At 39.5% G+C, this 26,206-nt stretch carries 31 protein-coding genes and 1 riboswitch; of the genes, 13 read left to right on the top strand and 18 right to left on the bottom strand.

The window, feature by feature from the left end:
• The first annotated feature begins 69 nt into the window (after positions 1 to 69).
• From BK584_RS24055 to BK584_RS00440, 4 genes are all read left to right on the top strand, one after another.
• Complete coding sequence (locus BK584_RS24055; protein ID WP_139365584.1) at positions 70 to 255, top strand: hypothetical protein; 186 nt, start codon at positions 70 to 72, stop codon at positions 253 to 255.
• Positions 237 to 635: an SLC13 family permease gene (locus BK584_RS00450; RefSeq protein ID WP_139365583.1), complete on the top strand. Its 399-nt coding sequence runs from the start codon at positions 237 to 239 to the stop codon at positions 633 to 635. Before BK584_RS24055 ends, BK584_RS00450 begins: the two co-directional genes overlap by 19 nt.
• 251 nt (positions 636 to 886) lie before the next feature.
• Complete coding sequence (locus BK584_RS00445; protein ID WP_078390758.1) at positions 887 to 1,903, top strand: SEC-C metal-binding domain-containing protein; 1,017 nt, start codon at positions 887 to 889, stop codon at positions 1,901 to 1,903.
• Between the two features lie 237 nt (positions 1,904 to 2,140).
• On the top strand, positions 2,141 to 5,074 hold the full coding sequence (locus tag BK584_RS00440) for a 5'-nucleotidase C-terminal domain-containing protein (protein WP_078390757.1): 2,934 nt from the start codon (positions 2,141 to 2,143) through the stop codon (positions 5,072 to 5,074).
• Between the two features lie 82 nt (positions 5,075 to 5,156).
• Here the strand turns inward: BK584_RS00440 and BK584_RS00435 are convergent, their stop codons facing one another.
• The 3 genes from BK584_RS00435 to BK584_RS00425 form a co-directional block, all read right to left on the bottom strand.
• Positions 5,157 to 6,665 carry a SulP family inorganic anion transporter gene (locus BK584_RS00435; protein WP_078390756.1) on the bottom strand — a complete coding sequence of 503 codons (1,509 nt, stop codon included), beginning with the start codon at positions 6,663 to 6,665 and terminating at the stop codon, positions 5,157 to 5,159.
• 20 nt (positions 6,666 to 6,685) lie between these two features.
• Entirely contained in the window at positions 6,686 to 7,282 is a 597-nt protein-coding gene (locus BK584_RS00430; RefSeq protein ID WP_078395303.1) for a xanthine phosphoribosyltransferase, read from the bottom strand.
• Positions 7,283 to 7,366: 84 nt separating this feature from the next.
• Positions 7,367 to 7,468: riboswitch (purine riboswitch) on the bottom strand.
• Between the two features lie 114 nt (positions 7,469 to 7,582).
• Positions 7,583 to 7,894: a hypothetical protein gene (locus BK584_RS00425; RefSeq protein ID WP_078390755.1), complete on the bottom strand. Its 312-nt coding sequence runs from the start codon at positions 7,892 to 7,894 to the stop codon at positions 7,583 to 7,585.
• A 162-nt stretch (positions 7,895 to 8,056) separates the two neighbouring features.
• Between BK584_RS00425 and BK584_RS00420 the strand changes: the two genes are divergently transcribed.
• Positions 8,057 to 8,974 (top strand): prenyltransferase, encoded by a 918-nt coding sequence (locus BK584_RS00420; protein WP_139365582.1) that lies wholly within the window; start codon positions 8,057 to 8,059, stop codon positions 8,972 to 8,974.
• 18 nt (positions 8,975 to 8,992) lie between these two features.
• Positions 8,993 to 9,724, top strand: coding sequence for a DUF6081 family protein (locus BK584_RS00415; protein WP_078390754.1), 732 nt, complete (start codon positions 8,993 to 8,995; stop codon positions 9,722 to 9,724).
• A gap of 46 nt (positions 9,725 to 9,770) precedes the next feature.
• On the opposite strand, the gene BK584_RS00410 is transcribed toward BK584_RS00415, so the two are convergent.
• Positions 9,771 to 9,992: a DUF6612 family protein gene (locus tag BK584_RS00410; RefSeq protein WP_078390753.1), complete on the bottom strand. Its 222-nt coding sequence runs from the start codon at positions 9,990 to 9,992 to the stop codon at positions 9,771 to 9,773.
• 191 nt (positions 9,993 to 10,183) lie between these two features.
• The gene (locus BK584_RS00405; protein ID WP_169870946.1) at positions 10,184 to 10,897 is read right to left on the bottom strand and encodes a glycerophosphodiester phosphodiesterase; all 714 of its coding nucleotides are present in this window, start codon (positions 10,895 to 10,897) and stop codon (positions 10,184 to 10,186) included.
• A 187-nt stretch (positions 10,898 to 11,084) separates the two neighbouring features.
• Between BK584_RS00405 and BK584_RS00400 the strand changes: the two genes are divergently transcribed.
• The 4 genes from BK584_RS00400 to BK584_RS25470 all read left to right on the top strand — a co-directional run bounded on the left by BK584_RS00400 (position 11,085) and on the right by BK584_RS25470 (position 14,115).
• Positions 11,085 to 12,314, top strand: a complete 1,230-nt coding sequence (locus tag BK584_RS00400; RefSeq protein ID WP_078390751.1) for a metal ABC transporter solute-binding protein, Zn/Mn family — start codon at positions 11,085 to 11,087, stop codon at positions 12,312 to 12,314.
• 102 nt (positions 12,315 to 12,416) lie between these two features.
• Complete coding sequence (locus BK584_RS00395; RefSeq protein ID WP_078390750.1) at positions 12,417 to 13,709, top strand: alpha/beta hydrolase; 1,293 nt, start codon at positions 12,417 to 12,419, stop codon at positions 13,707 to 13,709.
• Positions 13,706 to 13,891, top strand: coding sequence for a hypothetical protein (locus BK584_RS00390; RefSeq protein ID WP_078390749.1), 186 nt, complete (start codon positions 13,706 to 13,708; stop codon positions 13,889 to 13,891). Before BK584_RS00395 ends, BK584_RS00390 begins: the two co-directional genes overlap by 4 nt.
• The gene (locus BK584_RS25470; protein ID WP_078395299.1) at positions 13,879 to 14,115 is read left to right on the top strand and encodes a DUF3887 domain-containing protein; all 237 of its coding nucleotides are present in this window, start codon (positions 13,879 to 13,881) and stop codon (positions 14,113 to 14,115) included. Before BK584_RS00390 ends, BK584_RS25470 begins: the two co-directional genes overlap by 13 nt.
• A gap of 143 nt (positions 14,116 to 14,258) precedes the next feature.
• On the opposite strand, the gene BK584_RS00380 is transcribed toward BK584_RS25470, so the two are convergent.
• The 7 genes from BK584_RS00380 to BK584_RS00335 form a co-directional block, all read right to left on the bottom strand.
• Positions 14,259 to 14,741: an LURP-one-related/scramblase family protein gene (locus BK584_RS00380; RefSeq protein ID WP_078390748.1), complete on the bottom strand. Its 483-nt coding sequence runs from the start codon at positions 14,739 to 14,741 to the stop codon at positions 14,259 to 14,261.
• A gap of 370 nt (positions 14,742 to 15,111) precedes the next feature.
• The gene (locus tag BK584_RS00375; protein WP_078390747.1) at positions 15,112 to 15,381 is read right to left on the bottom strand and encodes a hypothetical protein; all 270 of its coding nucleotides are present in this window, start codon (positions 15,379 to 15,381) and stop codon (positions 15,112 to 15,114) included.
• A 32-nt stretch (positions 15,382 to 15,413) separates the two neighbouring features.
• Positions 15,414 to 15,590, bottom strand: coding sequence for a hypothetical protein (locus BK584_RS24385; RefSeq protein ID WP_169870944.1), 177 nt, complete (start codon positions 15,588 to 15,590; stop codon positions 15,414 to 15,416).
• Positions 15,591 to 15,623: 33 nt separating this feature from the next.
• Positions 15,624 to 15,956: a hypothetical protein gene (locus tag BK584_RS00370; RefSeq protein WP_078390746.1), complete on the bottom strand. Its 333-nt coding sequence runs from the start codon at positions 15,954 to 15,956 to the stop codon at positions 15,624 to 15,626.
• Between the two features lie 203 nt (positions 15,957 to 16,159).
• Positions 16,160 to 16,558 carry an MEDS domain-containing protein gene (locus BK584_RS00365; protein WP_281255778.1) on the bottom strand — a complete coding sequence of 133 codons (399 nt, stop codon included), beginning with the start codon at positions 16,556 to 16,558 and terminating at the stop codon, positions 16,160 to 16,162.
• 142 nt (positions 16,559 to 16,700) lie between these two features.
• Positions 16,701 to 17,249: a DUF6241 domain-containing protein gene (locus tag BK584_RS00360; RefSeq protein ID WP_078390744.1), complete on the bottom strand. Its 549-nt coding sequence runs from the start codon at positions 17,247 to 17,249 to the stop codon at positions 16,701 to 16,703.
• 2,173 nt (positions 17,250 to 19,422) lie between these two features.
• Positions 19,423 to 21,237: a hypothetical protein gene (locus tag BK584_RS00335; protein ID WP_078390739.1), complete on the bottom strand. Its 1,815-nt coding sequence runs from the start codon at positions 21,235 to 21,237 to the stop codon at positions 19,423 to 19,425.
• Positions 21,238 to 21,342: 105 nt separating this feature from the next.
• Here BK584_RS00335 and BK584_RS00330 point away from each other — a divergent pair, with 105 nt between their 5' ends.
• A complete protein-coding gene (locus tag BK584_RS00330; protein WP_078390738.1) occupies positions 21,343 to 21,579 on the top strand; it encodes a hypothetical protein in 237 nt (78 codons plus the stop codon).
• A 73-nt stretch (positions 21,580 to 21,652) separates the two neighbouring features.
• Positions 21,653 to 21,931, top strand: a complete 279-nt coding sequence (locus tag BK584_RS00325; protein ID WP_078390737.1) for a hypothetical protein — start codon at positions 21,653 to 21,655, stop codon at positions 21,929 to 21,931.
• A gap of 76 nt (positions 21,932 to 22,007) precedes the next feature.
• Here the strand turns inward: BK584_RS00325 and BK584_RS00320 are convergent, their stop codons facing one another.
• Genes BK584_RS00320 through BK584_RS00305 form a run of 4 tightly spaced genes read right to left on the bottom strand, consistent with a single transcriptional unit; the run spans position 22,008 to position 25,003 of the window.
• The gene (locus tag BK584_RS00320; protein ID WP_078390736.1) at positions 22,008 to 22,268 is read right to left on the bottom strand and encodes a phage holin; all 261 of its coding nucleotides are present in this window, start codon (positions 22,266 to 22,268) and stop codon (positions 22,008 to 22,010) included.
• Between the two features lie 24 nt (positions 22,269 to 22,292).
• Positions 22,293 to 23,264, bottom strand: coding sequence for an N-acetylmuramoyl-L-alanine amidase (locus BK584_RS25685; protein ID WP_078390735.1), 972 nt, complete (start codon positions 23,262 to 23,264; stop codon positions 22,293 to 22,295).
• Between the two features lie 45 nt (positions 23,265 to 23,309).
• Positions 23,310 to 23,609 (bottom strand): hypothetical protein, encoded by a 300-nt coding sequence (locus BK584_RS00310; protein WP_078390734.1) that lies wholly within the window; start codon positions 23,607 to 23,609, stop codon positions 23,310 to 23,312.
• Positions 23,610 to 23,614: 5 nt separating this feature from the next.
• Positions 23,615 to 25,003, bottom strand: a complete 1,389-nt coding sequence (locus BK584_RS00305) for a phage tail protein (RefSeq protein WP_078390733.1) — start codon at positions 25,001 to 25,003, stop codon at positions 23,615 to 23,617.
• A gap of 191 nt (positions 25,004 to 25,194) precedes the next feature.
• On the opposite strand from BK584_RS00305, the gene BK584_RS00300 reads away from it, so the two are divergent.
• A complete protein-coding gene (locus tag BK584_RS00300; protein WP_078390732.1) occupies positions 25,195 to 25,650 on the top strand; it encodes a hypothetical protein in 456 nt (151 codons plus the stop codon).
• A 77-nt stretch (positions 25,651 to 25,727) separates the two neighbouring features.
• Here BK584_RS00300 and BK584_RS00295 read toward each other — a convergent pair whose 3' ends face one another.
• Both BK584_RS00295 and BK584_RS25265 read right to left on the bottom strand, forming a co-directional pair.
• A complete protein-coding gene (locus BK584_RS00295; protein WP_078390731.1) occupies positions 25,728 to 25,973 on the bottom strand; it encodes a hypothetical protein in 246 nt (81 codons plus the stop codon).
• Positions 25,974 to 26,070: 97 nt separating this feature from the next.
• Complete coding sequence (locus tag BK584_RS25265; protein WP_281255713.1) at positions 26,071 to 26,193, bottom strand: hypothetical protein; 123 nt, start codon at positions 26,191 to 26,193, stop codon at positions 26,071 to 26,073.
• Positions 26,194 to 26,206 lie beyond the last annotated feature (13 nt).

Below are 26,206 nucleotides of genomic sequence, written 5' to 3'. Positions count from 1 at the left end.
TGCGCTTTCATTTTCAAATTCGACAAAATGCAGTAAAGTAAAATAATTATAAGAAAAGTAGGTGGAAATATGTCGAATGCGGTTTCTTATACGCGGACAAATGTAATTGGACTTAAACTTAGCCCAATACTCGCATTACTCGCTTTTCTCCTAATCCCAAATGATATGATCGGATACGAAGGACGATTTGTTATTTCACCTATAGCACTAGTAGGTACATATTGGGTTCCATTCCCATGGCAGCGGCCTCACTAATTCCGCTCGTTTTTATTCCTCTTTTTGGCAGGGCTCCTGTTGACGTTGTTTCTAGCTCATACGCAGAACCAGTTATTTTTATGTATATGGGCGGTTTTATTCTTGCGATTGCGATAGAAAAATGGAATTTGCATAGGCGCATAGTGTTATCAAACATTGATTTTATTGGAACTGACAGTCATAAAATCATTCTCGGGATTATGTTAGCGACAGGCTTATTAACCATGTTTATTTCCAATGCAGCTACCGCGCTAATGATGTTCCCAGTTGCACTTGCTCTTATCGCCGAAGTCCGCGCTGCTTCCATAAAAGACGGTCCAGGTCCGTCCTCTCCTAACCAGTATGCACAACTTTCTAGGGCAACGGTAATTCCTATGTAGCTTAATCCAAAAAATAATAAAGCAATTGTATGTTTTGCCCCATCTTCATTACCAGTGACAACTACCCTGCGACCTTGTAGTAATAAAATGAGTGGCCTTCCTTTGATTGCTTTAAAGAGCAATTCAAGAATAACGCGCGCATAAAATCGCCTCCTTAGCAGTCTTTATCCGATCTAAACAAATGATAAACAACTGTTTTTCTCCTCAGAATCTGTTAAAATAGAAAAGTTGATTCGTAAGGAGGAACAAATATGCTTAAACGAAACGATCCATGCCATTGTGGCAGCGGCCGAAAATATAAAAAGTGCTGTATGAACAATGCCGACCAACAGCCTGCTGTTGTATCTGATGAACTTAGTCAATTGGAAACTGAAATGCTGTATAATGCATTTACTCGTTATCAAAAAGAATTGACAAACTGGGTTCAAAGCTATCACCATGTATATCCTGATGTTGAAGAAAGTGTAACCGAAACACTATCGAGCATGTTGCTCGTATGGCTCATTTTCCATAAACCAATAGATGAAGAAGAGTCAACCATCTTTGATGTGTTTATTGAAAGCAAAGTGAAGAAGTTAAAACGTCCAAAAACGATTGAAATTGTGCAAACATGGAAAGGCACGCGTCCTGCTGTTCTTGAAGTAGAACAAGTTGAAGAACTTGTTTGTACGAGCATTGATTTATTATCAGGCGACCGCTATACACATAATATCCCTAAAGATCATCAAGAAACCGTTCAAGTTGGTTCTACAATTATTGGTTTCCCTGCTCAATCAGAAAACCATTATGCTTTTATTGGACCTGTCATTAGTAATATTCCAGAAAAAACGGATAAGATGAAGGAAACAATTGCTTCATTTAATCATGCACAAACAAATACAGCTCATTACATTAAAAAATGGCCACAACTTCTTTCTGCATTACTTGCTGAAGATAACCACGAAGCCATTACAGTTGATCAGTTTAACTGGGATAATGATTTGCAAAAAGAAACGGCTGAATGTTTACTTAAGGGGTTACGCGACGATCAGCAACCGCCGGAAATCGAGATACTTGCATTGCAGAAGTGGCAAGCGTTTGCCACAGGACAGCAGCCCACTATTCGTAAGCCAGAGGTTTTTGCCGCTGCTATCGAGTATGCACTACAAGAGTTTGCACCGGTATCCGCGACACAAAAAGCATTGGCGACAAAATACGGTGTTAGCACATCCACTATCTCAAGTCGCTCAAATGAAATTCTTACTGCATTAAAAGATACAGCTAGTTAATTTGGAGGCCCTTTTAAATAAAAGGGTCTTTTCTCTTTCACTCCTAAGTAAAGGATAACCTCTTCCGTAATTCTCCTAAATAAACAATTCAAACGACCTAGTCCCTTTTCATGATTTATCATAATCTTTACAAAACCTTTGATCATTCGACAACTTTCTACTAATTCTTTTGGTATGATTCTAGTAGACTATGAAAGGAGTTTTTTCTACTTTAATTTAGGAGGAATCATATCGCTAATGAACATGACAAAGAAGATGTTGTATCCACTCTTATTCACCCTTGTTGCATTGTTTGTTTTTTCTCCTCTTGCTCATGCAAGTGAACGCACATTAAACATTTTTCACACCAATGATATTCACGCTACCTTTGATGATTTTGGGAAAGTATCTGCATACATTCATCAACAACGTGAGGCAGAAGAACATGTTCTTTACCTAGATGCTGGAGATTTTGCCAGTGGCAATCCCGTAGTTGATTTGAATTATGGTAAACCTATGATTGATGTTTTTAATTTAGCAGGACTTGATGCTTTCACGATTGGTAATCATGAATTCGACTATGGACAACGCTATTTACAAGAGAACATCGAGGATTCATCTTTTCCTTGGCTTGGTGCCAATGTAGACACACTCGATACAGATGTAACAAATCCAGATCCCTATACAATTATTGACGTTAATGGGCTTTCCGTTGCTTTGCTTGGTATAACACAAGCTCCACCTGCGACTGCCCCAGCAAATGTAGTTGGAATGGAATTTGACACTGATTACGTTGCTACAGCACTCGCTTATCAAGATGAGCTTGAAGCAGAAGCTGACGTTATTATTGCACTTACTCACATTGGGTATGATCAAGATCGCCGCTTGGCAGAGTCCGTTGATTATTTTGATTTAATTATTGGGGCACATTCCCACACAACTCTTAATCAACCAGTAATTGTAAATGGAACACCTATTGCTCAAACAGGTTCGAACCTTCGAAATATTGGAGAGCTAGAACTCTTATATGATGATGAAGCAGCAGAAGTTACAAGTGTCGCAGGTCAATTAACATCTGTTTCATCATTAACAGATGTTGACGAAGCTGTACAAGCTGTAATAGACGGCTATAAGGAAGAAATGGAAGATGTGTTAGGGAAAGTCGTTGGCTATAGCAACACTGGATTAACTCGTGATGGACGATATACAAGTGATGCACCCTTGGGCAATTTTTGGACTGATGCGATGCGCGACTTTGCAGATGCAGATATTGCATTAACAAACAATGGTGGGTTACGAGATAGCATCCCTGCCGGAGATGTTACGTTAAACGATATTTACAAAATAGAACCCTTTGCGAATGAGATTATGGTTATTGAAATGACTGGAGAAGCAATTGAGGAAGTAATAGCCTTCTCTTACTCAAGAGACAACCGCAATCAAATTGATTTGCAAACGTCTGGTTTACACTATGAAATTATAACCGGTATGACTGGAAGTTATCTTGATTCGAATCTAACCGTCGCAGGTGAAGTAATTGATCCAGAAGCAACTTATAAAGTTGCAGTTGCCGATTATATTGGTACCGGTGGATCTGGCTATAATTTTGATGGCGAAGTATTGCAAGAAACCGTTGGACTAATGACCGCTGCAATGGAGCAATATGCCCTCTCATTAACAGAAAACGGACAAGCTCTTGACTATACTTCTGAAGGTCGTATCTCTCTAAAGGTAGACCCAACTGCTCCTAATCCAGGGGAAATAATTGGTTCTACAAATACAGGTCTGTATTCAATAAATAAACTAAAGCAAGACGTAGGTATTGGTAATTTATATACAGATGCTTTACGTGAAAAAACAAACAGTGATTTTGCCCTCTTAAATGGATCCTCAGTGACAGGTGAAATTCCTCCAGGAGAAATTACAGATCGGCAAATTGAATCACTTGACTCATTTGGAAATACAATTGTAATGGTCGAAACGACTGGTAAGCGAATTAAAGAGGTTATTCTTGACCAAGCCAATTATAGAAACGGCGTTGATTTACAGACTTCAGGTTTAACTTATACGCTTATCCCAGCCGACTCTGGCTTTGCAGACGTAGTCATCTTACTTGAGAACGGTGAGCCAATCGACGAGTCGACCACTTATACTGTCGCCTACAATGACTATATGCACGGGGCAGCCTTTTACAATTTAGGCACTGTAATGGATGATGCGATTGGTCCTGTTTGGCAGAGTGTTGTCGATTATGTCTCGGCACAAACTGAACCAATTAATTATGTAGAAGGAAGCCGCATTACCATTGAAGGACGCGATATTGAAGAACCTTCTGGAACCCTTACTGTCGCTCAGGCTCTTGCAAATAATTCTGGGGTACATCCGGTAATAGGTTATATCGTAGGTTCAATTAATAATAACCAGCCAATTATTGGCGAAGGTGTTCACGCTCCTTCTAATCTATTAATCGCCGATGATCCAAATGAAACGGACCGAACAAAGATGTTACCTGTACAGCTTGTTAATCAAACACCTGTACGTAACGGATTAAACCTTGTTAATAACCCTGATAATCTTGGTAGCTATGTCAGAATTACCGGTTCTTTAGAAGCCTACTTTGGTACTCCAGGGATGAGAAGCCCTAGTGATTATGCATTTATTGAGGAGCCTGAAGTGCCTGGGGAACCTGGAGAACCAGAACCACCTATTTGTGTATATGAATCTTGGAATAGCAACGATATATACACTGCTGGCGATCGCGTAGAGCATGATGGTGTATTCTTTGAAGCACAGTGGTGGACTCAAGGTGAAAATCCAAATGATTCTGGCACGTGGGATGTTTGGCAGAAGATAGCTGAATGCGAAGAGATACCTGAAGGGCCACAAGAATGGCACGCAAAAACGATCTATACTGCGGGTGACCGTGTCTTGCACGATGGACAGCTCTTTGAAGCGAAATGGTGGACTCAAGGCGAGAATCCAAATGATTCTGGCCAGTGGGATGTTTGGAAAAAAATAATTGATCCGGAACATATACCAGAAGGACCTGATGAGTGGAAAGCAGAAACAATTTACACTGCTGGTGATCGTGTCTTGCACGAAGGACAACTCTTTGAAGCAAAATGGTGGACTCAAGGTGAGAACCCAAATAATTCCGGTCAGTGGGATGTTTGGAAGAAACTAAACGAATAACAAAAAAAGCTGGAGAGCACTCCAGCTTTTTTCTATTCTCATCGAAGGAATTATAGTAGTCATTACTCGAATGCAGTTTAGATTAAGCAACTTTTTGGGTTTGCTCTTTTTCAGTAGAAACAGCTTGCCCTTTTTCCCTAAAACCAGTATAAACAAAGAACACAGCAATAAGTAAATACCCTATCGTAAAATCAAAGGCTGCATTAATTGCAAGTGATGGAGCATGCATAAAACCAAAGAAAGCAAGCACTGCACCAATTACTGAAAAGATAGCTGCTTTGTAGAAATCTTTGTCAATTAAAAACACAGTTATAGCTCCGATAATAATTGCTGTAAACATCGCACCTTGACCAAGCGGAACAATTCCCTCTGAAATACCAGCAACAACGTCTGGGGCATTGTTATTAAAACGAGTCATCATGTAATTAGCGATATACGGCAACATTGCAAGTGCAATAGCTGGATAGTATTTTCTTTCATTGTTTGCAAATGTACTTGATATCATTGACATCCCCACAAAAACCAATATTGGAGCAATTGCCGCCATTGGAATTAACGCAGAGAACGCCGCAATCAGTCCTGTTACAGACGCAAGCGCAAAAACAACTGCATTTAATACGCTGTACCCCCGTCCTGCTTCCATTTGTTTTGCACCTACAGTAGCAATATAAACTGTAGTTGGAAACATTCCTCCAAAACAGGCACCAATCATCGCGCCAATGCCATCAACCGCCTGGCATTCTCGAACGTCATATGAATCACCGGCAGCTGACATCGCGTCAACATTATTCATCGTTTCAATCGCATTATAAATTGTAATTGGAATTAAAATACCTAATAATCCTATAAGTGCTCCAAATAAATAAGACATACCTTCGAAGGCTGCTAATGTTGGTAAAAATGGATAAAATCCTACACTCTCAAGTGCCTGTGTTAAATCTTCACTCGTTTGATAACCTAGTGCAAAGGCTAATACGACACCTGCGATAATCGCTAAAAGAGATGCTGGAATCTTAAATGGTAAACCGACTTTTGCAACAAACCCTACTAAAATAATAGCTAACGCAATTAAACCGATAATCGGCACTTCAAAAACAGAGAACAACATTTCCCCAGCTACAAAAGTAAAGGCCACACCTGCCAAAGCTCCGAGTAATGCAGGTCTTGGTGTATGTTTTCTGACCCAATTTCCAAAAAACGCAACAAGTGCTTCTACTAGCCCCGATAGAAAAGCAGCGGCAACAGCAATTTTCCATGCAAGTTCATGGTCATTTGTTAACGCCAGTGCTGGTGCTGTAACACCAAATAGAAAAACAAACATAACAGGTGTTGATACCCCGTAGGATAAAGCTGTAACATCTGAGCGGTTTTCTTTCTTTGCCAAACGCTTCGCCATATGAGCATAATAAAGATTACCGACAATGACTGCTACAGCGACACCTGGTATAACGCGACCAAAAACAATCTCAGTTGAAAAGCCCATTCCAAGCAAGGTAACAGTGATGACAACAAAATTAGCCAAATTGTTCTGAAACAATGCAAAGAAAGCATCAATATCTTGCTTTTTAAATAAAGGGTAATGAACGTCCATTCTTAATATCCCATCCTCTGCTAGTTATTTTGTATAACAGCTTCGTTGATAAAACGGACTGTCTGATCTTCTAATGATGCGATACGGGCCAATGATTCAATTCGATACCCTTTTTCTTCCAATAAAGCTCTTCCATCTTGAAATGACTTCTCAATGACAATACCAATACCAATAACCGTTGCTCCAGCTTTTTCAACAATGTCTGCCAAGCCTGTTGCAGCTTGTCCATTAGCTAAGAAATCATCTATGATTAATACACGGTCCCCCGTTGTGATCAAATCCTTCGAAACAGTCACTTCGGAATATTCTTTCTTAGTAAATGAATACACACGACTTGAATAGACATTATCGACATTCATAGTAACTGACTTTTTCTTGCGCGCAAAAATGAGCGGTGTTTCAAGTACATGTGCACACATAAAACTTGGAGCAATTCCTGATGACTCAATCGTGATGATTTTTGTGATGTTTTCATTTTTAAACAAACGTGCAAATTCCTCACCAATAGCCGACATTAACGTTGTATCTACTTGATGATTCAAAAATTGGTCTACTTTTAAAACACCAGATGATAAGACAGTTCCACGTTCGCTAATAGCTTGTTTTAATAATTCCATTTCCATTCTCCCTTCAATTATAAAAAGCCGAAAGATCACTCGAATAATCGAGTGATCTTTCGGCTTTGCCGCATTCATAAAAACACGTAAAGAAAGACCACTCGTAGTCAGACCATTATTGGCAGTCTGGTAGAAACTCGCGGACCGTATTACCGCTATTATACGAGTGAAAAGACAATATTCGTTTTTGCTAATGGATTCATTATAAATAATGTTTTATTAAATAGAAAGGGATTTTTTAAAGAAAATGATAATCAAACTATTCGATAAACAAAAATAGCTAATGCAATGCATTAGCTATCACTTCTTCCATTTTATTGCAGTTGGCTTTAAACAACGGCGGCACTCAAAATCAACTGTTAATGTATGGATTGTTGCTTCCGCTTCACAATGAGGACATGTGACGGTTTGCACTCGTAAAAGAGAAATTCCTAAACTAATGATCGCAACAGTCAAGATTAGAAATGCTTGAATCATCGTTCCCTGTCCAGTAGCAGCGAGCGCTATCCCCGCCACTACACCAAGAAGACCAATAATAGCCATAATTAACTTCCCTATTTTCAAGAGTAACGGACTTTTTTTACGAACAATAACAAGGTCATGTGGTTCCATAAAGAGCCTTCTTTCTTTGAATTCGTTTTCACTTTATCTCTTTAAGCATATCACATGTGAAACATTTTCCAAAGTGCAGTAAATGAACCCGAATAATTGAGAATTTATCTATGAGAGTGTATAGTCATAAAGGAAAGATTGTACGTTGGAGGTGAACAATTAGTGAAGCAAGTTTCTTTTTGGTTAAAAGCAGCTAGATCTCAAGTACTTCCTGTCATGATATTACCGGTACTACTTGGAAGTGCTGCTGCATTTGCTTGGGATAACTCTTTTCATATAGGCTTGTTTTTCCTAACTTTACTCGGGGCAACAAGCGCTCATTTATTTTCTAATATGATTAATGATTTGTGGGACTTCCGTAATGGTGTAGATGAAAAGGCGAGTCAATCAGACCATGCGATATCAACAAATTCAGGTTTATTGCCAAGTGGCGCCGTATCAGAAAAACACTTTGCACGCGTTACATGGTTCTTTTTAGCAATTGCATTTGTTTCCGGCTTAGCTTTAGCATTTATTCGCGGTTTGGAATTATTGTTATTTGCATTGGTAGGAGGGTTAATTGCCTATTTTTATGTCGCTCCTCCCCTTAAATTTGGCTACCGTGGTAAAGGATATAGTGAGTTAGCCATCTTTCTAGCGTTCGGTGTCTTGCCGGTCATGGGTACGTACTTTGTGATGACAACATCCCTTTCATTCCACTCTTTTCTTGCCTCAATTCCAATCGGGCTACTGACAACATTGATTTTATATAATCACCATTTCTTGCACTGGCAGGCGGATAAAGAAGCAGGCAAACGTACACTTGTTGTATTATGGGGAGAAAAACGCGGTTTAGTATTTTCGAAACTATTAACTGCATCTGCTTATCTATCTATAGTAATCCTTTCGCTCTTTGAACCTTATCCATTGTATACCATTATTGCACTCATTACAGTGGTTCCACTAGTAAACGTATACAACTCTTTAGAAGATACAAATGAAGCAACTAAGTACGGGGTATTAATGGGTGCTTCGTTAAAAGCAACAATAAGAACTGGTCTTATTTTGATTTTATGCTTAGTTATCCAAGGAATCTTTTAAAAAAAGGAGTAATCGATCATGAAAAAAGTATTAGGCAATTTCGATTCAATTATTTCGAGCACAGATACATGGAAGATTGGTGGTTTTCCATTACAAGACGGATCATTCTGGAGCTATCGTGAACCAAATGCTGTTGTTATCGTTCGAAATGGCATTCTTTATGTCCGCGCTCCTTTATCCAATCAGCATGACTCAATCCAAATACTAGATAACGCAAAACACATGTACTATTCAGCTGAGCCGGTAGAAATACCAAAAGATGGTGAAATAGAAATTGAGCTTGACATTCGCGCCCGTACAAAAGACACGATTCCAGGTGACTTATACGATGGCTATGTTTCCTTAAATTTATTGGACTTTACTACAGGTGCAGCACTTGACTTTTTTGCCAATGACGACCAATACGCTTCTGTATATGGTATTTTGCCGTTTCCTGGTGTAAATGTACCCGACACAGATCAAACAAAGTATTTTTGCTTATTTAAAGAAGCAACTAATCATTTTAAGCCACGTGAGTTTAACTCATACAAAATTACGTATAGCCGTGTAAAAGATGAAGCTGTTTTTTATGTGAACGGTCAAGAGATTCGTCGCGAGCAAAACATACCTCTTAAGTTAAATCAATTTACAATCGCCCTTGGAATTATGACTGAAAAAGACTTAACGCCTGATGGCAGCGTTTCAGTTCATGGACAAACCGTTATTGCAGAGTACTCTCCCGTCACTGTTACAACTACAGATAAAGAGTAATCACTGCAGCTAAAAACCCGTTCGTCAAGACGGGTTTTTTAGCTTTTTACACTAAAGCCCTGGCTTCGTCAATTGCCTCACTAGGGACATTAATATCTTTTATTTCATCATATATGGAATAGACACAATCAAACGCCATCACAATCTCCATTGACATGTCCCCATCTTCAGAAGCCGCAACAACATTCATTGACACAATTTCCTGATGAAAGGTTTCTTTGTTAATTTGCAGTATGTAAGTCATTTGCTCATTCTCAAAATTCTCCATTCACATCTGCATTTCCGGATCTGGCATAACGATATCTTCGTTGAATAACATATGTGAACGGATAAGCTCTTTAAACTCTTCATTCGTTCCCTCAATTTCCAAAACATATGGAAGGAGTTCCTTCTATTTTATAAACGTATAGAGCTTTATTTTATTGAATTTTCTGTGTTATCCATTAACATTAGCGTTACTTATCTATATTGTTCTTTTTCCTTATAAAGACGAATAAATGTTTCAAGTTCTTTTACCGTACAACGAACATCAGGATAAGTTAACATCCGCTTCATTTGCCTCTCTTTATCCATTCCGTAGACTATTAGCTGAATCCCTTCTTTTTTACATTGATTCACTATACGTTTGCTAAAGAATCGATAGTTCATCGCTAATGAAGTTATTCTTAATTGATGCATCTTTTTAAACAATGCTGCGGTTGGACGTCGCTTTATAAACCCTAACTCAATTTTTGAAGATAATTCTCTCATTCGTTCTATCGTATGATGATTAAAGGAATTTACATACACATCATTCAGTAAACGGAATTGTTGTATGACGTCTAAAACCGTTTCTTCAATACCAGGATAACGATTCCCTTCATTTTTTAATTCAATTGCAAACCTCGTTTGACCACCAAACCAAGCGAAGACTTCAGCCAATGTTGGAATGCGCTCCGACCCACACACCTTTAATTTTTTTAATTCTGCTACAGTAAATTGGTCTACATTCCCTTTTCCATCCGTTACTCGATCCACCTTAAAGTCGTGAATAACAACCGGTATCCCGTCGAAGCTTAAGTGTACATCTAGTTCAATTACTGCAAAACGAAGTTCAATTGCTGCCGCAAATGCAGCATGTGTATTTTCTGGATATTTTGCAGCATACCCCCGGTGAGCAATTGCGTTAATCATCAAATGATCCCCCCTACTATTCTTATTCATTTTAACTAGTCGTCTCTCTTCTTAGCAATAATTCGTATAATAGTCAAACCATCTATTACTAATTACAAGCCGATTAATTATAAAGAAACCTATTCACAAATCAGAATGATTACGATACAATAATCCATGGTTAATAAAACGAAACAAGGAGTTTAGTATGAAATCATATACATTTTTAATTGCAAGCCTCTCCTCCATTGCTTTCTTAAGTGCTTGTGGAGATAGTGACTCAAACAATGATACATCAAAAGAACAGCTAACAATTAAAACATCCATTTTCCCTTACGAGGATTGGACCAAGAAAATTGGTGGTGATTTTGTTCATGTATCAACAGTCGTTCCAGTTGGTGCTGACGCCCACACATATGAGCCAACTCCACAGGAAATGATTGAAGTTGCAGAAGCTGATGCTTTCATATATAACGGCGCTAATTTTGAAGCTTTTGCGGCCAGTATTGTTTCCGCTATAAAAAATCAAGACGTTCATATTTTGGAAGGCGCTACTCAAACCAGTTTAATCGACAGCAATCATGACCATGGACACCATGGACATAATGATGCAAGTCATGATCATGAAAGCAATGGAGATGTCTTAATTGAAGGACTCTCTGATCACTATCATACTGGTGACTCAGTTGAATTAATGATTGATGCAGAAGAAGATACTCATTCTAACAACTGGTCTTGGTATACGAAGCATGGAGATGGCGAGTGGGAACTGACCGAACATGAAGGTACAAATGAATATACTGGAGTGGTTAATGAAAGTCATCAAGTAAAAGCGATTCTGCACGGTGAAGAAGTAGCCCAAAGTGACGTTATAACACTTACAATTGATGACCACGATGGACATAGCCACGGTGATGAAGACCCTCATGTATGGCTTGATCCGATTCGTTCGATTGAAATTGCCGCATCCATTCGTGACACGCTTACACAATTAATGCCAGAGCAGGAAGCGTACTTCATAGATAATTTTGAATCACTCGAACAGGAATTCCAGGAACTTGATCAAGCATTTCAAGAACTTGCTGATGAGTCAATTTTAGACACATTCATCGTTTCTCACGCTGGTTATGGTTACTGGGAGAGTCGTTACGGTATTAAACAAATTGGTATTGCTGGCATTTCTCCAACAAGTGAACCTTCCCAAAGTGAACTAATTAAAACGGTTGAACTTGCCCAAGACCTAGGCTTAAATCATGTTGTTTTTGAACCTAATATTACACCTAGGGTTGCAGAAGTGGTTCAGAACCATCTTGATGCGGACTCTCTTCTCATCCACCCACTCGAAGCTTTGACTGAAGAAGATAAAGAAAACAATGCCGATTATTTTTCACTTATGTATGAAAACATCGAAACATTAAACATTGCTCTTAATGACTAGCCTCTTTCTAAAAGAGGCTTTTTTTAATCTATGAAACTTGGTGTATACTTAATCGTAGAAGAAAGCTAGATATCCATTTATGGGATTGAAAGGAGCGTAGAGATGAAAGCAATTCTTGCGTCCATCTTGTTACTTTTAATTGGTACTACAGCTTGTTCGCATGAAAAACCACTAATAAACGAGACAAACGAAGAATTATTAATGCTTCTTTCGAATAGCGAATTCGAAACCGTATATGAAGATTACTTTTCCGAAGAACTTAAAGAAAATCTCTCTATCCCTCAATTATCCGACCTATGGGAAGAACTCACACTTGCACTTGGAGCATTTGCTGGTGCGGCAGATTATCTAGAAAGCGATGGAGGCAGTGGCAATACTGTTGTCGAAACTCAGCTCTCTTTTTCAAATGGCCACGCAGAATCACGAATGATCTTTAACGAAAAAACAGAATTAATTGCACTTTCTTTTGAAATAGGAGACTTACTCCCTGATTCGATTGTAGAGGAACCTGTCATTATTGGCGAAGGAGGCCCCTTCGAACTCGAAGGAATGCTTACTCTTCCTACTAAAGTAGACTCCCCCTTCCCTGCAATAGTCATTGTTCATGGATCAGGACCGAGTGATCGAGATGGGACAGCGTACGCTTATAAACCCTATAAAGATCTCGCCTGGGGATTAGCAGAAAACGGTATTGCTGTGCTACGTTATGATAAACGGTCACTCATTTATCCAGAATCTTTTGATGCCTCAGTCACAATTCATGAGGAGACGATTGAAGATGCCATTGCTGCTGGCAGTCTGCTTGATCAAGATGAGCGCATCTCTTCCGTTTATCTAGTTGGCCACAGTTTAGGGGGAATGGTCGCCCCTCGAGCACTTGCCCAAAGTGACATTTTTGCTGGTATGGTTTCCCTTGCTGGCTCCTTGCGCTCATTACCTGATATTATTCAAGATCAAAATATTTACTTTCATGAGATTGGTCATCTTACTGATGAAGAAATGAATGATGCCATGGCAGATTTTATAAAAAGCGAAAATTTAGACGAACTAGAAGATAGCGATATTCTCTTCGGGATGCCCGCAAAGTATTTTAAAGATTTAGAGGCTTTTGATGACCACTCTTTTTTAGAAAATACACATAAACCGATTCTAATCATGCAAGGTGAAGATGATTTCCAAGTAACAGCCAGCGAAGATTTTTTAAGTTGGTCAGAGGCTCTGCGCCATCATCCGGATGCAGAAACGAAACTGTACCCAGGACTGAATCACATGTTTATCCATTATGAGGGTCCTGGACAAGGGACACTAGATGAATACTTAATCCCTGGAAAGGTTGAGAAAAAAGTGATTCAAGACCTTAGTAATTGGCTCTTGTCACGAGAAAGGAAGGAATGAATAATAAACTGAAAAAAACACGAGCCTTCATTTTATTTATGCTCCTCTTTCTCGCATGTTGTATGGCAACTGAATCTGTAGACGGTGAAGAAGATCAAGAAAGAGAGAGTCCGATTGGTGTCGCCAAAAATATGATGGACAAACTAATCGAAGAAGACTTTTATGCAGCCTGGTCCCTTTAAACGAGGAAACAGCAGCAGAGATAAGTCCTGAAGAACTAGAAGTCACTTGGTCCGGATTAGTAAACTCACTCGGTTCATATATTAGCTATAAGTACGAACGTACACTAGAGCTAAAAGAGAGCACAGAAACCGTTGTACTAACCAGCTCCTTCGAAACCGGCGATATTGCCGTTCTCATCATTGTTGACCAGTCAAAGCAAATTTGTGGTTTCCATATTGAATAAGAATGAACCCCTTCCATGAACTTAAATAATGGAAGGGGCTTTCATCTATCAACGTTATTTCAATTAATTATCTGAGGCTATTTAAAAGATTGTTATGTTTAAAAAACGAACTTCCTAATTGCCACCTAATTGATACATCCTTATTAATTCCCATTATTCTTTGATTGGTGATGCACCATATCGAGAACAATCATTAATGCGACGCCAATTGTTTGATGTCTGTCATCATGAATTGTCAAATGGTATGTATCCCCCCAACTAAGCCATTGTTTTTCAACAGCCATAATTTCTGTCTGACCTTCCATAACTCTATAATGATGGTCAAATAAACTCCCCTCAATCGACCAATTTAATGGTTCAATCTCGTATTTCGCTCGGAAAAACGTCATCTTTTTCGCTACGCTACACAGTTCCTTCTCATCATTTGAGATTGTATAGCGAGGCAAAAAAGAAAAGAGCTTTTGTTTGATTTGTAAAACTGGTTGCCCATCCGTTGTAGTGATTGCTAACTGATTTCCAAGAGAAAAGAATTTGCCGTCTACGTTATAGACCGCCTCTTGATTATGATCAAAGACAGTAAATTGATCATTAAATGAAAAAACTCTTTGCTTTACATAGAAATCCATTTGACATTCCCCCTTCAATCAATTAATCATTTTTAACTTCTATAACTAAACTCAATCAGTATACGTAGATTCCAGGTTAAAGATTCACTTATTAACTCATAGAGAGTTTTATCTACTTATTTTGTGTATAGATTAACTTCGCTTGTTCTTATTAGATAGGATTAGGCTATTCTGACCAATCTCTTTTTAACTTAAAATTTACATTTAAATATAATTCTCATTCAAAGTCTAAACGATCATTTTTGTTATTCTACCATATAATAGCCATTAAAAAACCGTCCATCTAATAATAAAATGGACGGTTTTTATTCTTAAGACCTGTTTTACTAACGTAGAGAAGGTGTACATCTAATTCTTGTTATCGTCTAGGTTAATAATCAAATTGATTGGCTTGGGCTAGTACTTCTTGATTTAACTTCCACAATAGAATAACCAATTTTTCTTCAAGTTCATACGTTTGATAGATCGTCGTTTGCTCATTTGACTTTATTTCAATTTCCACGGTTCCGATCCCATGCCAATTGTTTAAAACAACAATCATATAGTTGAAAGGACGTAAATCTCTATAGTCAGTAAATGAATATTGGCGCAATCGTCCTTGTTTGAAATAAGAAAAATCAACCACTTCTGACGCTTTCATTTCCAGCGTGCCCATGCCATTTGAGATATGAATTAAGCGCTTATGATTTCAACAAATCGATTAAAAAGAGGTTTTTTCGTTTTTCGATCCATGTGAAGCATTCCCATGGTTTGATAAAACTCATTATGATTCACATACCAATCAAATGCTGTCCAATAATCAATCGCTGCAACATAGCCTTTGTTGTTTACCTCCCCTTCCGGAGTCACAGTTGCTTTTTCAATTAAAGCTAACTGAACAACTTAGTATACGTTAACTTGTTTTTCACTAAAACTCTTGTCGGCATTACTCCATAAACCATACTCCGTATTACCTTGGTAAGCGATTTTATAATACTTATTTGCACTTTTATTATCGCCTGAATTTCCGCAAATTAAAACCATTTCTTCTGCGAGTTCGCACACTTCAAAGTACATCCCGTAATTTGAGAGTTCTGTCATTGCATCATCTACCATTTTCCAATCATTATGAACAAATAGCCCCTCAATATACTTACATCTAGCAGTAAATTCTTTGTCATTGTAAAAAGTTAAACCAACTTTTACTTTTTTTAAAGCTTCATTCGCTTGCTTCATTTCATTTAGTTTAAATAAGGCATGAGATAAGTCAGTAAGTGTATTTATACAGTAATATGAATTACTGTGTTCATCAATGTTTAATGCCTGTTTAAAATCGCGGGCGAAATCTTATCGTGATCAGTCTGGTATACAATATCGTCAATATAAATATAAGGATGCGTTCTTAATAAAGTATCTTTTAAGTGCGTTAGCATTAATGCTCAAATAAGGGTAAAGGAAATTTCATGAACGGCTTTATCAACTTCGTTTTCAGAATCTTCAATTAGACGATAAGGCTCTTTCAACGTATTCCACTCCACATGAGCCCATGACCGGAAAGGGATCTTATTTTGCACGAAATGCTGCACAGTATTATTAAAGTACTCCAGAATTGCAGGAGGATGGTAGCTACTACTTGAAAGGTAAAAATCAAAATTGTTTATATGATGTACCGTCTTCAGTTCTTCATCTGTTAATAAAGCTTTTAGTTTCTTCTCTACTTGAGGGAACACACGTAAATTTTCTATGCAAAGAACGTGAAAACTAGATTTCACACCATTCTCTACAAATTCAACCGATTGATTGACATAGATCTCAGTCTCCTCATAAGCATAAAGAATATGTTTAGGCTCTCCTATTGCAATTCATATAGTTGACCTTAGGTTTCGCTTCCATTATTACAACTGCTCACGATATAAGTATGTCAATATCACAAGAGAAGCTAAATTAGCTCTCAACAGAGCATTTCAAAAAAATTTCTTCTTACTTAAAATGGGTTTCGTTATATTTTTCAATTTCACCGGGAGTCAATAATCTTGTTGCCTTTCCAACCGTACCGCCCCATAAATCCCAAATGAAATTGTGATCTCGAACTGCTTTTGAGAAATCACCATCATTCCAACGTTTTAGCATTTCAACGTATTGATTACCGTGTTTATATGTATCAGCATTGCGTTCAGCGACGTATAGCAACCGTTCAATCCGATCTTCGGTTATTTCAACCTCGCCCCATTTCTGTTCGGCATGAACCAAACCATGCGTCATGAAATGTATCGTTTCTTCCATTTCACGAGAAGTCATAACATCAGGGAACAATTCTTTTAAATTTTCATTGTTCGTTTCCTTGAAGTTTATTTCAATGTCGGTAACTTCAGGCTTCATTTCATTGTCTTGTTCAAATTCAGCACTCGAGTCATAATTGCTACCGCTTTCAGAACTTCTTATAACTGTTTCCGCAATGTTATATCCTAAATAAAGAAGGAACATAAATAATATACCTATAACGACAAGCCAAATCGGTCTATTTCTCATCAGTATTTATATCTCCCAATATCTTTGAGTCACATACACAATGTCTCGAACCAGTTGTTCAGTTTCTTTATTGATCATTGAATATTCGAAGTCATACTCCCTTTTAATTAAATCCATGGCCGAGGTCTTCTTGTAGATATTTTTCATTCCTGGTGCTCTCATGTCTTCTGTTCGCTCATACATATGCATGTGCATTCTCCTTTTTGAACTTAGTAGCAACCCATTTGTTTAATATATAGTATTCCAATTCGTTAGTAGCGTCATAGTTACACTTTTTCAATTCAAGAATCATAAACAAGCAGTTGTTGTATTCAAGCATTTTTGTGAGTTTGATAGTGTTTGGAAAGATGTAATCGTTCTTCTTTTATGATAAACCACCTTTGTCATATTGCGCATGAACACAATAATAACCCATAGCCACATAGATATTATTAAGACAGCTTGAATTTTTTTTCAATTAGCTCGTTATCAAATTCACCATTCCCGTGTAATTACATTGCTCAATGATGCACCATTATTCATGTTTATCTCCCCTTTCAAACTATTATAATGACCATATATACGCTAAACAAGATCAATTCCCATTTTCAGATAAACAATATCAAAAATTGCGATTAATTCCCCCTTGAAGATGCCAAAGTTCTTCTTTTTGATATGTTTTGGTACTTAAAAAGAACATCTTGCTTAGTTTTCAACGCTTTCCGTTTGGCGTCCGCTATAAATAAATCCATCGCTTTATCAAACAAAATAATTGTGCTGATCAACGTTTGTTCGACGATATCGAGCTCATGACCGTTTAAAACATTTTTTCTCCTAGACGACAAAAAAACGACTCTCCATTCTGTTTAAATGAGAGACGGTAAGCATACGACCATCTAACGAATTATTAAAAGCAAAAAAGCGACCCTTAGCTTGCGCTAAAAGCCGCCATCTTGTACGTTCTTTGATACCGGTGGCCGGGGTCGAACCGGCACTCCAGAGGAACACGATTTTGAGTCGTTGAAATACCCGTTCCTTCTCCCGTTAGGCACTACGCCTATTTTATCCGTCGATTGTGGCGAATCCATAGCGCACGACCGTTGCACTTCCGCCTGTCTTTGACGTTATTATACGCAGAGAAAGAAGGCGCGGTCAAGTAAGTAAGGGTTGAATAATTAAAATTTTAAATAAGCATAGACTACTAATAACATAAAAACAGATAGAAGGATCCACTGTTCATCGGTCAGCCAACGGGTCCTGACATCGTAGGTTCCGTATGTGCCGCTTTCCTTCTTTAACTTAATCTCGCGGCTAGTAACTTCATAGTTTAAGCGTGAGTCCTCCGCGGAAAATCGACCTAACGCGTCCCTTCTTTGTATCGGCTTCTTGCGCCCGATCTCCTTCGGCGGCGGTACGATTATCTCCTGTCCCTCGATGATTACTCGCATCTATGACGTCCCTCCCCTCTTCTTTCGGCTGCGGGCTCTGTTCCAGCCATAACGCGGTATCCGTAAGGCTCCAAGTAGGGCGGGGGACTGGGACGTCTACCTTTGCGTAAGCCTCGACTTGCTTTCGAAACTCCGGCGAGTGAGCCGCGGTGAATAAAGCAGCCCGGATAAGTTGCGATCGGTCTAGCGTCGTCGCGTGAAATAACTGGTTAACGTAATCCTTGTAAACCGACGCGTATCTTACGGTTGGGCGATAGGGCGTTTCGTTGTTCCCGCTCACAGCCGCGCCTCCTTGAGTAGCATTTCGAGGGCTAGACGTCCCTCTCTCGATAGATAAACGGCTAATTCGATGGTCATTGTCGACCGCCTCCTTAAAGGTAAGTACGTCGCGCTGACGTCTTACTAAGAGCTTACGCAGCTAGGGTTGTCCGATATGTAACATTTTTTTCGCATGATGCGTATATTTTTTCTCTTCGCGGTCAAAACTGATGCTAAACGTAATTGAAACGGGAGGCGTTAGGATGTTCGGACTGGGTAAGCCGCGGAGTAGTTTCGGAAAGTGGCTCGATAAGAATGGAATTAATACGGTGGAGTTTGCGAAGGAATCCGGTGTCAGCCGGAAGACGATCGGAGAAGCCGCGAATGATAAAGGATATATACCCGGCGCGTCAGTTACACGGAAGATCATGCGGGCGGTACGCCAAATAGAGCCGGAACGTGAGAGCTCCGACTTCTGGCGAGTTTAATCATTTTAATTTTAAATAGAGTGTATGTATTGGGTAATTTTGTACATCTTCCTCCTTACCCTCTCCTTTATTGAGCTTAGCTATAAAATAATCAGCTTCTTTCTTATGACCAAGTAAAACACTTACGCAAAATTTCAACAGATAACTTTGAGAATCTGCTTTCTCTTTTATGGTAATTAACTCTCCATATTCTGATTCAGTTAGCTGAGAATTTAGACGCAATTTTGTTTGAAAGTAATTTACCTTAATGATATCATTCCATTTTTTTGAGGGATTATTAATCATATGCTCTGCTATAGTAATCACAAGATTTAAGGCATCAATATCTTCTTTTATATCATAAGCACTTAAGCATTCTAGAATGAAATGATTAAAATGAGAATAGAGATCTAAATTTTCTTTATGAGTGTCAAAGAATATATGAAATCTTTCGTTGATGAATGAATAATTAATGTTTATAGCTGATGACATCAGGTCTCTGCTAAGTAAAAGGTAGGTTGGTGCAACCTTCTCCGTTAATTCTGGGTCATTTATATACATTACAACCTTATCCATCTCCGCGTTAAACGGGTTCAACAAAAGATGATGCACACTCTCTTTTGCATAAAACACAATTATTGAATTACCACCTAAATCAATATTAATGAACTCATCTCGTTCAAAATCAATGTCGCTAAAGTCTTGTTGATAGAAACTTTTTATCAGAAAATTAATCTCCATTTTTATGTTTGTTTCGTCTATAAACACCATTTCTTCATCAATATTCAAAAAAGTATAGACCCATCTTAATTGATTCATTATCTTTAGTTCACGTTCTAAAGCCTTGACCAATTCATCATTATTGTTCCCCATTTCTAACTTCTGAAAATCTCCATTAGTTTCAATAATCAAATTACCATATTTAAACATTTGTATTAATAAAGGTAAAGTTTTTAGTTTTGATTTAAGAGAGTAAAAATTATCGCTTATGACTAAATCAAAAATTTTGTTCTTAAAATCAAAATTTAAATTTAACGAATTCTCAATTACCCATTTTTTCAAAATACCACGTTTTTCAACAGTTACTTTTACTAAGAGAGTATGTTTTAGAGGTTCATTATTATCTCCTAATACAATAAACGACATATTACTTCTTGTCACTATAACGTCTGGACTGATAGTGTCTATAGGAATTTCCAAATCTCCTTGGACGCCATATCTAATAAAGTCATGCTCTAAGATATCTTCAATGTTTCGAAAATTTATTTTATCAAAGGTAGGCGAAGTAACGCGAACCTCCCCAAAATCCTTAGCGCTTCTTTTGATCTCAATTAAATTTTTTGGTTGCTTTTCTTTTTCATATATATATTTCATGCATACCACATATAGATCTGTTTCATCTAATTCTCTTAAATCCAAGCTTTTAGTCTTTTTCTTGGAAACACTTTTATCATTTATAATTTCGTAAAGCTCTAATGGTAGTAACTGCTTATAATATATTTTCATTTTACTTGAATTCTTTATTTGGACTAGCAACAACAAACAACCCTCTTGCTTATAATAATTTCTCAAGTCGTCCAATTGAGCTTGAAACTTTGCCTTCTTACCTGAAAAGCGATGTACTTCTATTGACTTCACTTGGACATCCACTTTTCTGATAAAGTCTTTTTTAGAATCAGTTAAACCTTCGTTGACAGAAATGTGCCCATCAAACGAGATTTCTTTATCTCCAGTATTTATATAAGATTTCAGTGGCAAGTTGTTATCAAAGATATGCCCCTTTATAGCATATATAGAAAGTTCTTCTTTTCGATCTCTGTTTATATTATTTGGCATAAAGACCCCCCTCCCTCAAAAAGTAAATAGTTCTAACATCTTCCTTATACACATTATAACAAACAATTCTTTATCCATAAACTAAATTAACCGGGAGTGTGATTGATGATGGCGAATACAACACGGAAGAATATTACGTTTAAGCAGGACGAGGAAAAGCTGATAAAGCACGTAGAGACTATCGAAAACTTTAACGAGTATGTGAAGGCTTTAATAGCCGCGGATATGGCGAAAGAAGACGTTAAGGAAACGGAACCGCGTGTGATCACCGTTGACTTAACGACGACACCCGCCCCTCCGCGGTTAAATCGATATGTAGTCGGAAGTCCCCGCCTCGGTTAAATTAACTGTACAAAATTTCCAATGTACGTGGTAAAATTTACATGAGACTAATTGATCAACGGAGGTTTATTAAATGAAGCACGGAATCGCGAAATTATTATCTGTGATAGGATCTGTAACTATTGGAGCTGGTGTTTTAGTGGGTTTAATTATTTGCTTTCAAGATCCTTATGATTACGTCCTCTTTTCTCCAGTTACTTTAGGAGTCATGACTTTTGTTTCTTCTATTATTTCGGGGGCGCTTTTTCTTGGCTTGGCAGAGGTGATTGATTTACTGGAAGATATAAGAAGTGACGCACAAAAAACTGGGAATATTCTAGAGCGAATGGATAATAGACAGAGAGAATCCTAATATGTAATTACCCCGCCTCTCTTAGCGCGGGGCTTTTTTTTCGTTGACACTCAAATATATTCCGTTATTACTCCGCCTACTTTCGCCGCGGCTCCTCGTACCTCTGCGCCTGTACCGAGTCATCCACGCCGTCAGTCGTAGGGTCCACGATAATACCGATCAGGACTAGCACGTAAAGTACCGGCTCTACCGCGTTTTGTATATCTAGCGCGAGCCCTTCCGGTAATCCCACGCCAAATAAGCCCGCCACCGCGTCGGCTGCGAGTAATGCCGCGGAGACAAACGCCACGATAAACGGCTTCTGCTTCCAGCGTACTTTCCAGTTAATCTTCGTCATATAAACGCCTCCCACTTCGTTTTTCTAAAGTAATTGATTTACGCGACGCTGTACCGCATTGGCATCGTAACCCGCCGCTTTTAGGCGCTGCGACCGTTGCGGATTGTTACCCCACTTGCCGTTGATAACCTCTCGCGCCAGCTGATCGATTGACTTACGATTGCTCGCCGTTGATTTCCCACCGCCTAAGATACGGTTAACCTCCGCTTGAACGGCGCTGGCGTTGTGCCCGGCGCTATTAAGGCGCTGGTTTCGCTGCGGGTTATTGCCCCATTTGCCGTCGATTACTTCTTGCGCGAGTTGAGCGTTAGTTTTCGCCGCCGGTTTCGGTTTCGCGCCTAGCTTCTCGTTTACTCGCGCCTGTACCGCTGCAAATTGAGAGCCGAGCGATTTCTTACGCGCATCCCCGGTACCGTGCTTGCCCGCTATTACTTCATCCGCGAGTTGATCGATAGACTTGCCGGAGGGCTTCGGCGCGGGCTTAGCCGCCGGCTTCGTAGGGGCTGCGTTAACTGACGCGGGTATACGCTGCTTAAACGCCGGAAAGCCTTCGTTAGCGCGGATATTCTGCGGGCAATTCTTGCGCGACCAATCCCAGTGTTGAACGACCTTGCTCATCGGAATATTAAAGCGATCCATTAAGTCGCGAATAATAAACGCCGCGTTTTGCTTCGCCTTTTCGAAGTCGCCGTCGCTATTTACGCAGATTTCAATTCCGATCGACTTACGGTTGCCGGTACCATCCCGCCCATCTCCGCAATGCCATCCGTTTTCGTTGAACGGTAAATGCTGAATTGCCACGTCGCCATCGTCTACGGTAATATGCCAGCTCGCGGCGGTAGACGGGTTTTTAATGAATCGCCCGTGCATCTCCGCGTTGGCGCCTGCGCTCCGGTTGCCCGTTTCATGTACCGTGATATATTCGGGCGTCATCGCGAAGCCCGGTCGATTTCCGTTACTCTTCGGGATAAAGTCTTGTACTAATTTCGGCATCATTTTACATCGTCCCCTTTTCGTATAATTTCGTACCTATTCCGTCAGCTAAAAGTAAAAGCGTATAATTATCGGACTCAATAAACCGATTATTGTTAACGCGGTACCAATCCACCAACGCTGGTTCACGCTTCTTTCCTTCTTCGCTTTCCGCGCCTCTTCCCGCTCCTTTTGAAGCTCGGCTAGCGCCCGTTCCGCCAAAGCCTTCGCCTCGTTTGCGGTATCTTCCGCGGCGTCCGCTTGCTTGCGTAGTTCCGGGATGCCTTCGAGCCTTTCGTGTATCTTCGCGACCTCAACTTGTAACTCCGTCATTTTCTGGAGGAGATCATATGTGGACGGTTCTGCCATCGACTTTACTCGCCTCCTTCCGTTGGGGGTTGCCCATTTTCTAACGCGGTGACTCGCGCCTTGAGATCGCTTAGTTCCGTCATTAATGCGGCTACTTGAGCGTCGGTGTACGTCTTAGCGTTCGTTTGCGCGGTGGTGGCTTTTGATTGCGCGCCTTGCTCTGTTTCCGCGTCCTCTAGCTTCGCGCGATCTACGTCGGTGAAGTGGCGTCTATTATCGTTGATATGTGACGTCAACGTTTCGGAGCCGCCACCTACGCCTGCGAGCGCTTCTTTGGCGGTAATCTCCGCACGGACTGCGATCGTTTGCGATTGTTTCGCCGCATTTTCCACATTAGTAACTTTCGCTGCAACCTTAGATTGAGCTGAAACCGTCCGCTTGACGTCCCACGAAAAATTACCAAGTTCGATTATCGGACTCTTCTCGGGATTAAACGGGTAATCTTCGATCATCAACACTCGCGCTTGTAAGCGAATGCCCAGCGGTTCGTAAATAACCCAAACGTAATCCCCTAAGTCAAAATCATGAAGCTTCACGCCGTTTTTACGCAACTCTTCGTATGTGACCGTAATGTTGTAGTCCGGATAGTCCTGTAACGCTGTCTTGAGATTCGCTAGCAAAGTATCGTAATGATAAATCGTCTTGTTCGAGTATTTGTCGGCGTGCAACAGAACGCGCTTACCCGTGGTAGGATCGACGTACTTTCCCGCGTTTGGTGACGTATAATTTGCGGTTACGACCGGATTACCGTCGTCATCAAGTGCGCCAACTCCTTCGATATACGTACGAACCACCGTCTCATTAATCGACTCGCGCAGAGTATTAAGGTTGTGCCCATGCCGAAGTTGTCCGTCTGTGACGCGTCCAATGCGGTTGTGGATTAACACCGTCCGCCCGCTAACATCGTACTCTGCATCGTATCGCCCGAGTATTTGTAGGAATAACCGCCAACCGGAAGCGCCGCCGAAGTTTTCGAACTCACGCGAGGTAAACGTTCCTACAACGACAAAAGACCACCCGGTTCCGCGAAACGCATTTTCTAGCGCTTCGTTGATCCACATGGTCTTCGTTATCGACACGTCTTGATACACCGCGCCGAGTCCGTATTCAATTTCCTGTTCCGCTGTTACCGACTTTTCCGTTGAGCCACCGAAATGCTCCCGCTCATGATCCGCGAGTACATAAGCAACGCCGTCCAAGCTAACGCGAGCATGACCGTTAAGGGCGTCGAATTGTTCCGCGTTCCTATCCGTTTTGTGAAGCGTAAAGGCTACGGAGTCTTCCTCGTTGATGCGTCGACGCCGGCGAAAATCGGAGAAGTCCGTTAGGCGTTCGGTGGGGCCGCGCATGGGAGTGACGGTGAGCACCGGGGGGATTGTATAATTGGCGTACATGTAACGCCTCCTTTCTAACGCGAAAAAGAGATAGAACGCTCTCCTGCGCCTACCTCTCGTATCATAAAATTCTGTTCGTCAAAGTCGATGATTGGTTGTTCGTCACCCTTCATTGGGTGGAGGGTTGGAAGGTTAATCATTTTATCACCTTAATCTTGTAGTATAATTTACACTTAAAAGGGGTGGATACGTTGCTCATGAATGATGTCCTTAGACTTGAGAAAAAGATAGAACAGGTACTATTCAAGAAAGATATTGAATTTGAATACATAGATAATACCCCATCCTTATCCGAACTCTGTATAGAACTCACTTTGAATCCAAAAGAAAATAAGGAAAAACTTTCTAAAATTAACGCCAATACATTAGATTTCTTATATATCACAATTAAATCTACAATAGCAACCAGCAATCCTTGGTCTGGTCATTTTTTCGGTTATGCAGCTACACTAATAGCAACCATGAGTATAATATTTAGTACTGTCGACACTTTTGATATTAATCCATTGTTATTAACGGGTTTTTTATTTTTTAATACAATTTTATTTAACCATATTATTTTAATTGATACCCGTCAAAACCGCAGTAAGTTTTACTATGTTTACATTTTAGAAGTCATTAAACAAATTAAAGAAGAAAGAGCGTGACACTACTTTCTAATATTAGGAAATTTGATTCTTTTATAAAACAGAAGATAAAAGCCCTCCATAAGGAGAGCCTTTTTCTACACCATTCTAATTTTATATATTTTCGATTTTCCACTAGGTATTACATGATGATTATTACTTATCTTTAATACAAAATCATGCGATATCGAAGTAACAGTATAATTTTTATAATCATATAGTTGTGCGATATCACTTAGAAATACAGCTTCTCTATTGTTTTCTTGAAAAATAGATAACTGTCTCCCTGTATATTCTTCTCCTGATTTAAGTTCATTTAAAATTTCACTTTCAAAATAAGCCATTTTCTCTCCCCCTTTCATCTTCCATTATACGACAAAAAAGGGGAGATTACTGCTACTTTTTACCAGAGGGTATGATCCAACTGTGATTTCAATCTACTTACATAGTTCTTTCTTGATCGGCTTTTCTTTTTAGAAAAGTGAATGCTTCTACAATTATATTGTTAACATCACGATCATCTTTTATTTTCTTCTTATTTTTAAATTCAATGACCTTTCCCATTTTAATGGTGCAC

Source organism: Shouchella patagoniensis, from assembly GCF_002019705.1.
In the GTDB taxonomy this organism is placed as follows: Bacteria; Bacillota; Bacilli; order Bacillales; family Bacillaceae_D; genus Shouchella; species Shouchella patagoniensis.
Note: the sequence above shows the minus strand (reverse complement) of the source record. Positions and strands in the feature narration are given on the sequence as shown.

What these genes read in the sequence shown, in the direction of transcription:
- BK584_RS00370 (WP_078390746.1), bottom strand. Translation starts at nt 15,956, where the DNA reads ATGAAGCAAGCGAATGAAGCTTTAAAAAAAGTAAAAGTTGGTTTAACT.
- BK584_RS00415 (WP_078390754.1), top strand. Translation starts at nt 8,993, where the DNA reads ATGAAAAAAGTATTAGGCAATTTCGATTCAATTATTTCGAGCACAGAT.
- BK584_RS00425 (WP_078390755.1), bottom strand. Translation starts at nt 7,894, where the DNA reads ATGGAACCACATGACCTTGTTATTGTTCGTAAAAAAAGTCCGTTACTC.
- BK584_RS00380 (WP_078390748.1), bottom strand. Translation starts at nt 14,741, where the DNA reads ATGGATTTCTATGTAAAGCAAAGAGTTTTTTCATTTAATGATCAATTT.
- BK584_RS00320 (WP_078390736.1), bottom strand. Translation starts at nt 22,268, where the DNA reads ATGACGAAGATTAACTGGAAAGTACGCTGGAAGCAGAAGCCGTTTATC.
- BK584_RS00450 (WP_139365583.1), top strand. Translation starts at nt 237, where the DNA reads ATGGCAGCGGCCTCACTAATTCCGCTCGTTTTTATTCCTCTTTTTGGC.
- BK584_RS00410 (WP_078390753.1), bottom strand. Translation starts at nt 9,992, where the DNA reads ATGGAGAATTTTGAGAATGAGCAAATGACTTACATACTGCAAATTAAC.
- BK584_RS24055 (WP_139365584.1), top strand. Translation starts at nt 70, where the DNA reads ATGTCGAATGCGGTTTCTTATACGCGGACAAATGTAATTGGACTTAAA.
- BK584_RS00360 (WP_078390744.1), bottom strand. Translation starts at nt 17,249, where the DNA reads ATGAGAAATAGACCGATTTGGCTTGTCGTTATAGGTATATTATTTATG.
- BK584_RS00305 (WP_078390733.1), bottom strand. Translation starts at nt 25,003, where the DNA reads ATGTACGCCAATTATACAATCCCCCCGGTGCTCACCGTCACTCCCATG.
- BK584_RS00330 (WP_078390738.1), top strand. Translation starts at nt 21,343, where the DNA reads ATGATGGCGAATACAACACGGAAGAATATTACGTTTAAGCAGGACGAG.
- BK584_RS00445 (WP_078390758.1), top strand. Translation starts at nt 887, where the DNA reads ATGCTTAAACGAAACGATCCATGCCATTGTGGCAGCGGCCGAAAATAT.
- BK584_RS00395 (WP_078390750.1), top strand. Translation starts at nt 12,417, where the DNA reads ATGAAAGCAATTCTTGCGTCCATCTTGTTACTTTTAATTGGTACTACA.
- BK584_RS00295 (WP_078390731.1), bottom strand. Translation starts at nt 25,973, where the DNA reads ATGGCTTATTTTGAAAGTGAAATTTTAAATGAACTTAAATCAGGAGAA.
- BK584_RS00390 (WP_078390749.1), top strand. Translation starts at nt 13,706, where the DNA reads ATGAATAATAAACTGAAAAAAACACGAGCCTTCATTTTATTTATGCTC.
- BK584_RS00400 (WP_078390751.1), top strand. Translation starts at nt 11,085, where the DNA reads ATGAAATCATATACATTTTTAATTGCAAGCCTCTCCTCCATTGCTTTC.
- BK584_RS25685 (WP_078390735.1), bottom strand. Translation starts at nt 23,264, where the DNA reads ATGATGCCGAAATTAGTACAAGACTTTATCCCGAAGAGTAACGGAAAT.
- BK584_RS00335 (WP_078390739.1), bottom strand. Translation starts at nt 21,237, where the DNA reads ATGCCAAATAATATAAACAGAGATCGAAAAGAAGAACTTTCTATATAT.
- BK584_RS25265 (WP_281255713.1), bottom strand. Translation starts at nt 26,193, where the DNA reads ATGGGAAAGGTCATTGAATTTAAAAATAAGAAGAAAATAAAAGATGAT.
- BK584_RS00430 (WP_078395303.1), bottom strand. Translation starts at nt 7,282, where the DNA reads ATGGAATTATTAAAACAAGCTATTAGCGAACGTGGAACTGTCTTATCA.
- BK584_RS00310 (WP_078390734.1), bottom strand. Translation starts at nt 23,609, where the DNA reads ATGGCAGAACCGTCCACATATGATCTCCTCCAGAAAATGACGGAGTTA.
- BK584_RS00440 (WP_078390757.1), top strand. Translation starts at nt 2,141, where the DNA reads ATGAACATGACAAAGAAGATGTTGTATCCACTCTTATTCACCCTTGTT.
- BK584_RS00435 (WP_078390756.1), bottom strand. Translation starts at nt 6,665, where the DNA reads ATGGACGTTCATTACCCTTTATTTAAAAAGCAAGATATTGATGCTTTC.
- BK584_RS00325 (WP_078390737.1), top strand. Translation starts at nt 21,653, where the DNA reads ATGAAGCACGGAATCGCGAAATTATTATCTGTGATAGGATCTGTAACT.
- BK584_RS00375 (WP_078390747.1), bottom strand. Translation starts at nt 15,381, where the DNA reads ATGAAAGCGTCAGAAGTGGTTGATTTTTCTTATTTCAAACAAGGACGA.
- BK584_RS00405 (WP_169870946.1), bottom strand. Translation starts at nt 10,897, where the DNA reads ATGATTAACGCAATTGCTCACCGGGGGTATGCTGCAAAATATCCAGAA.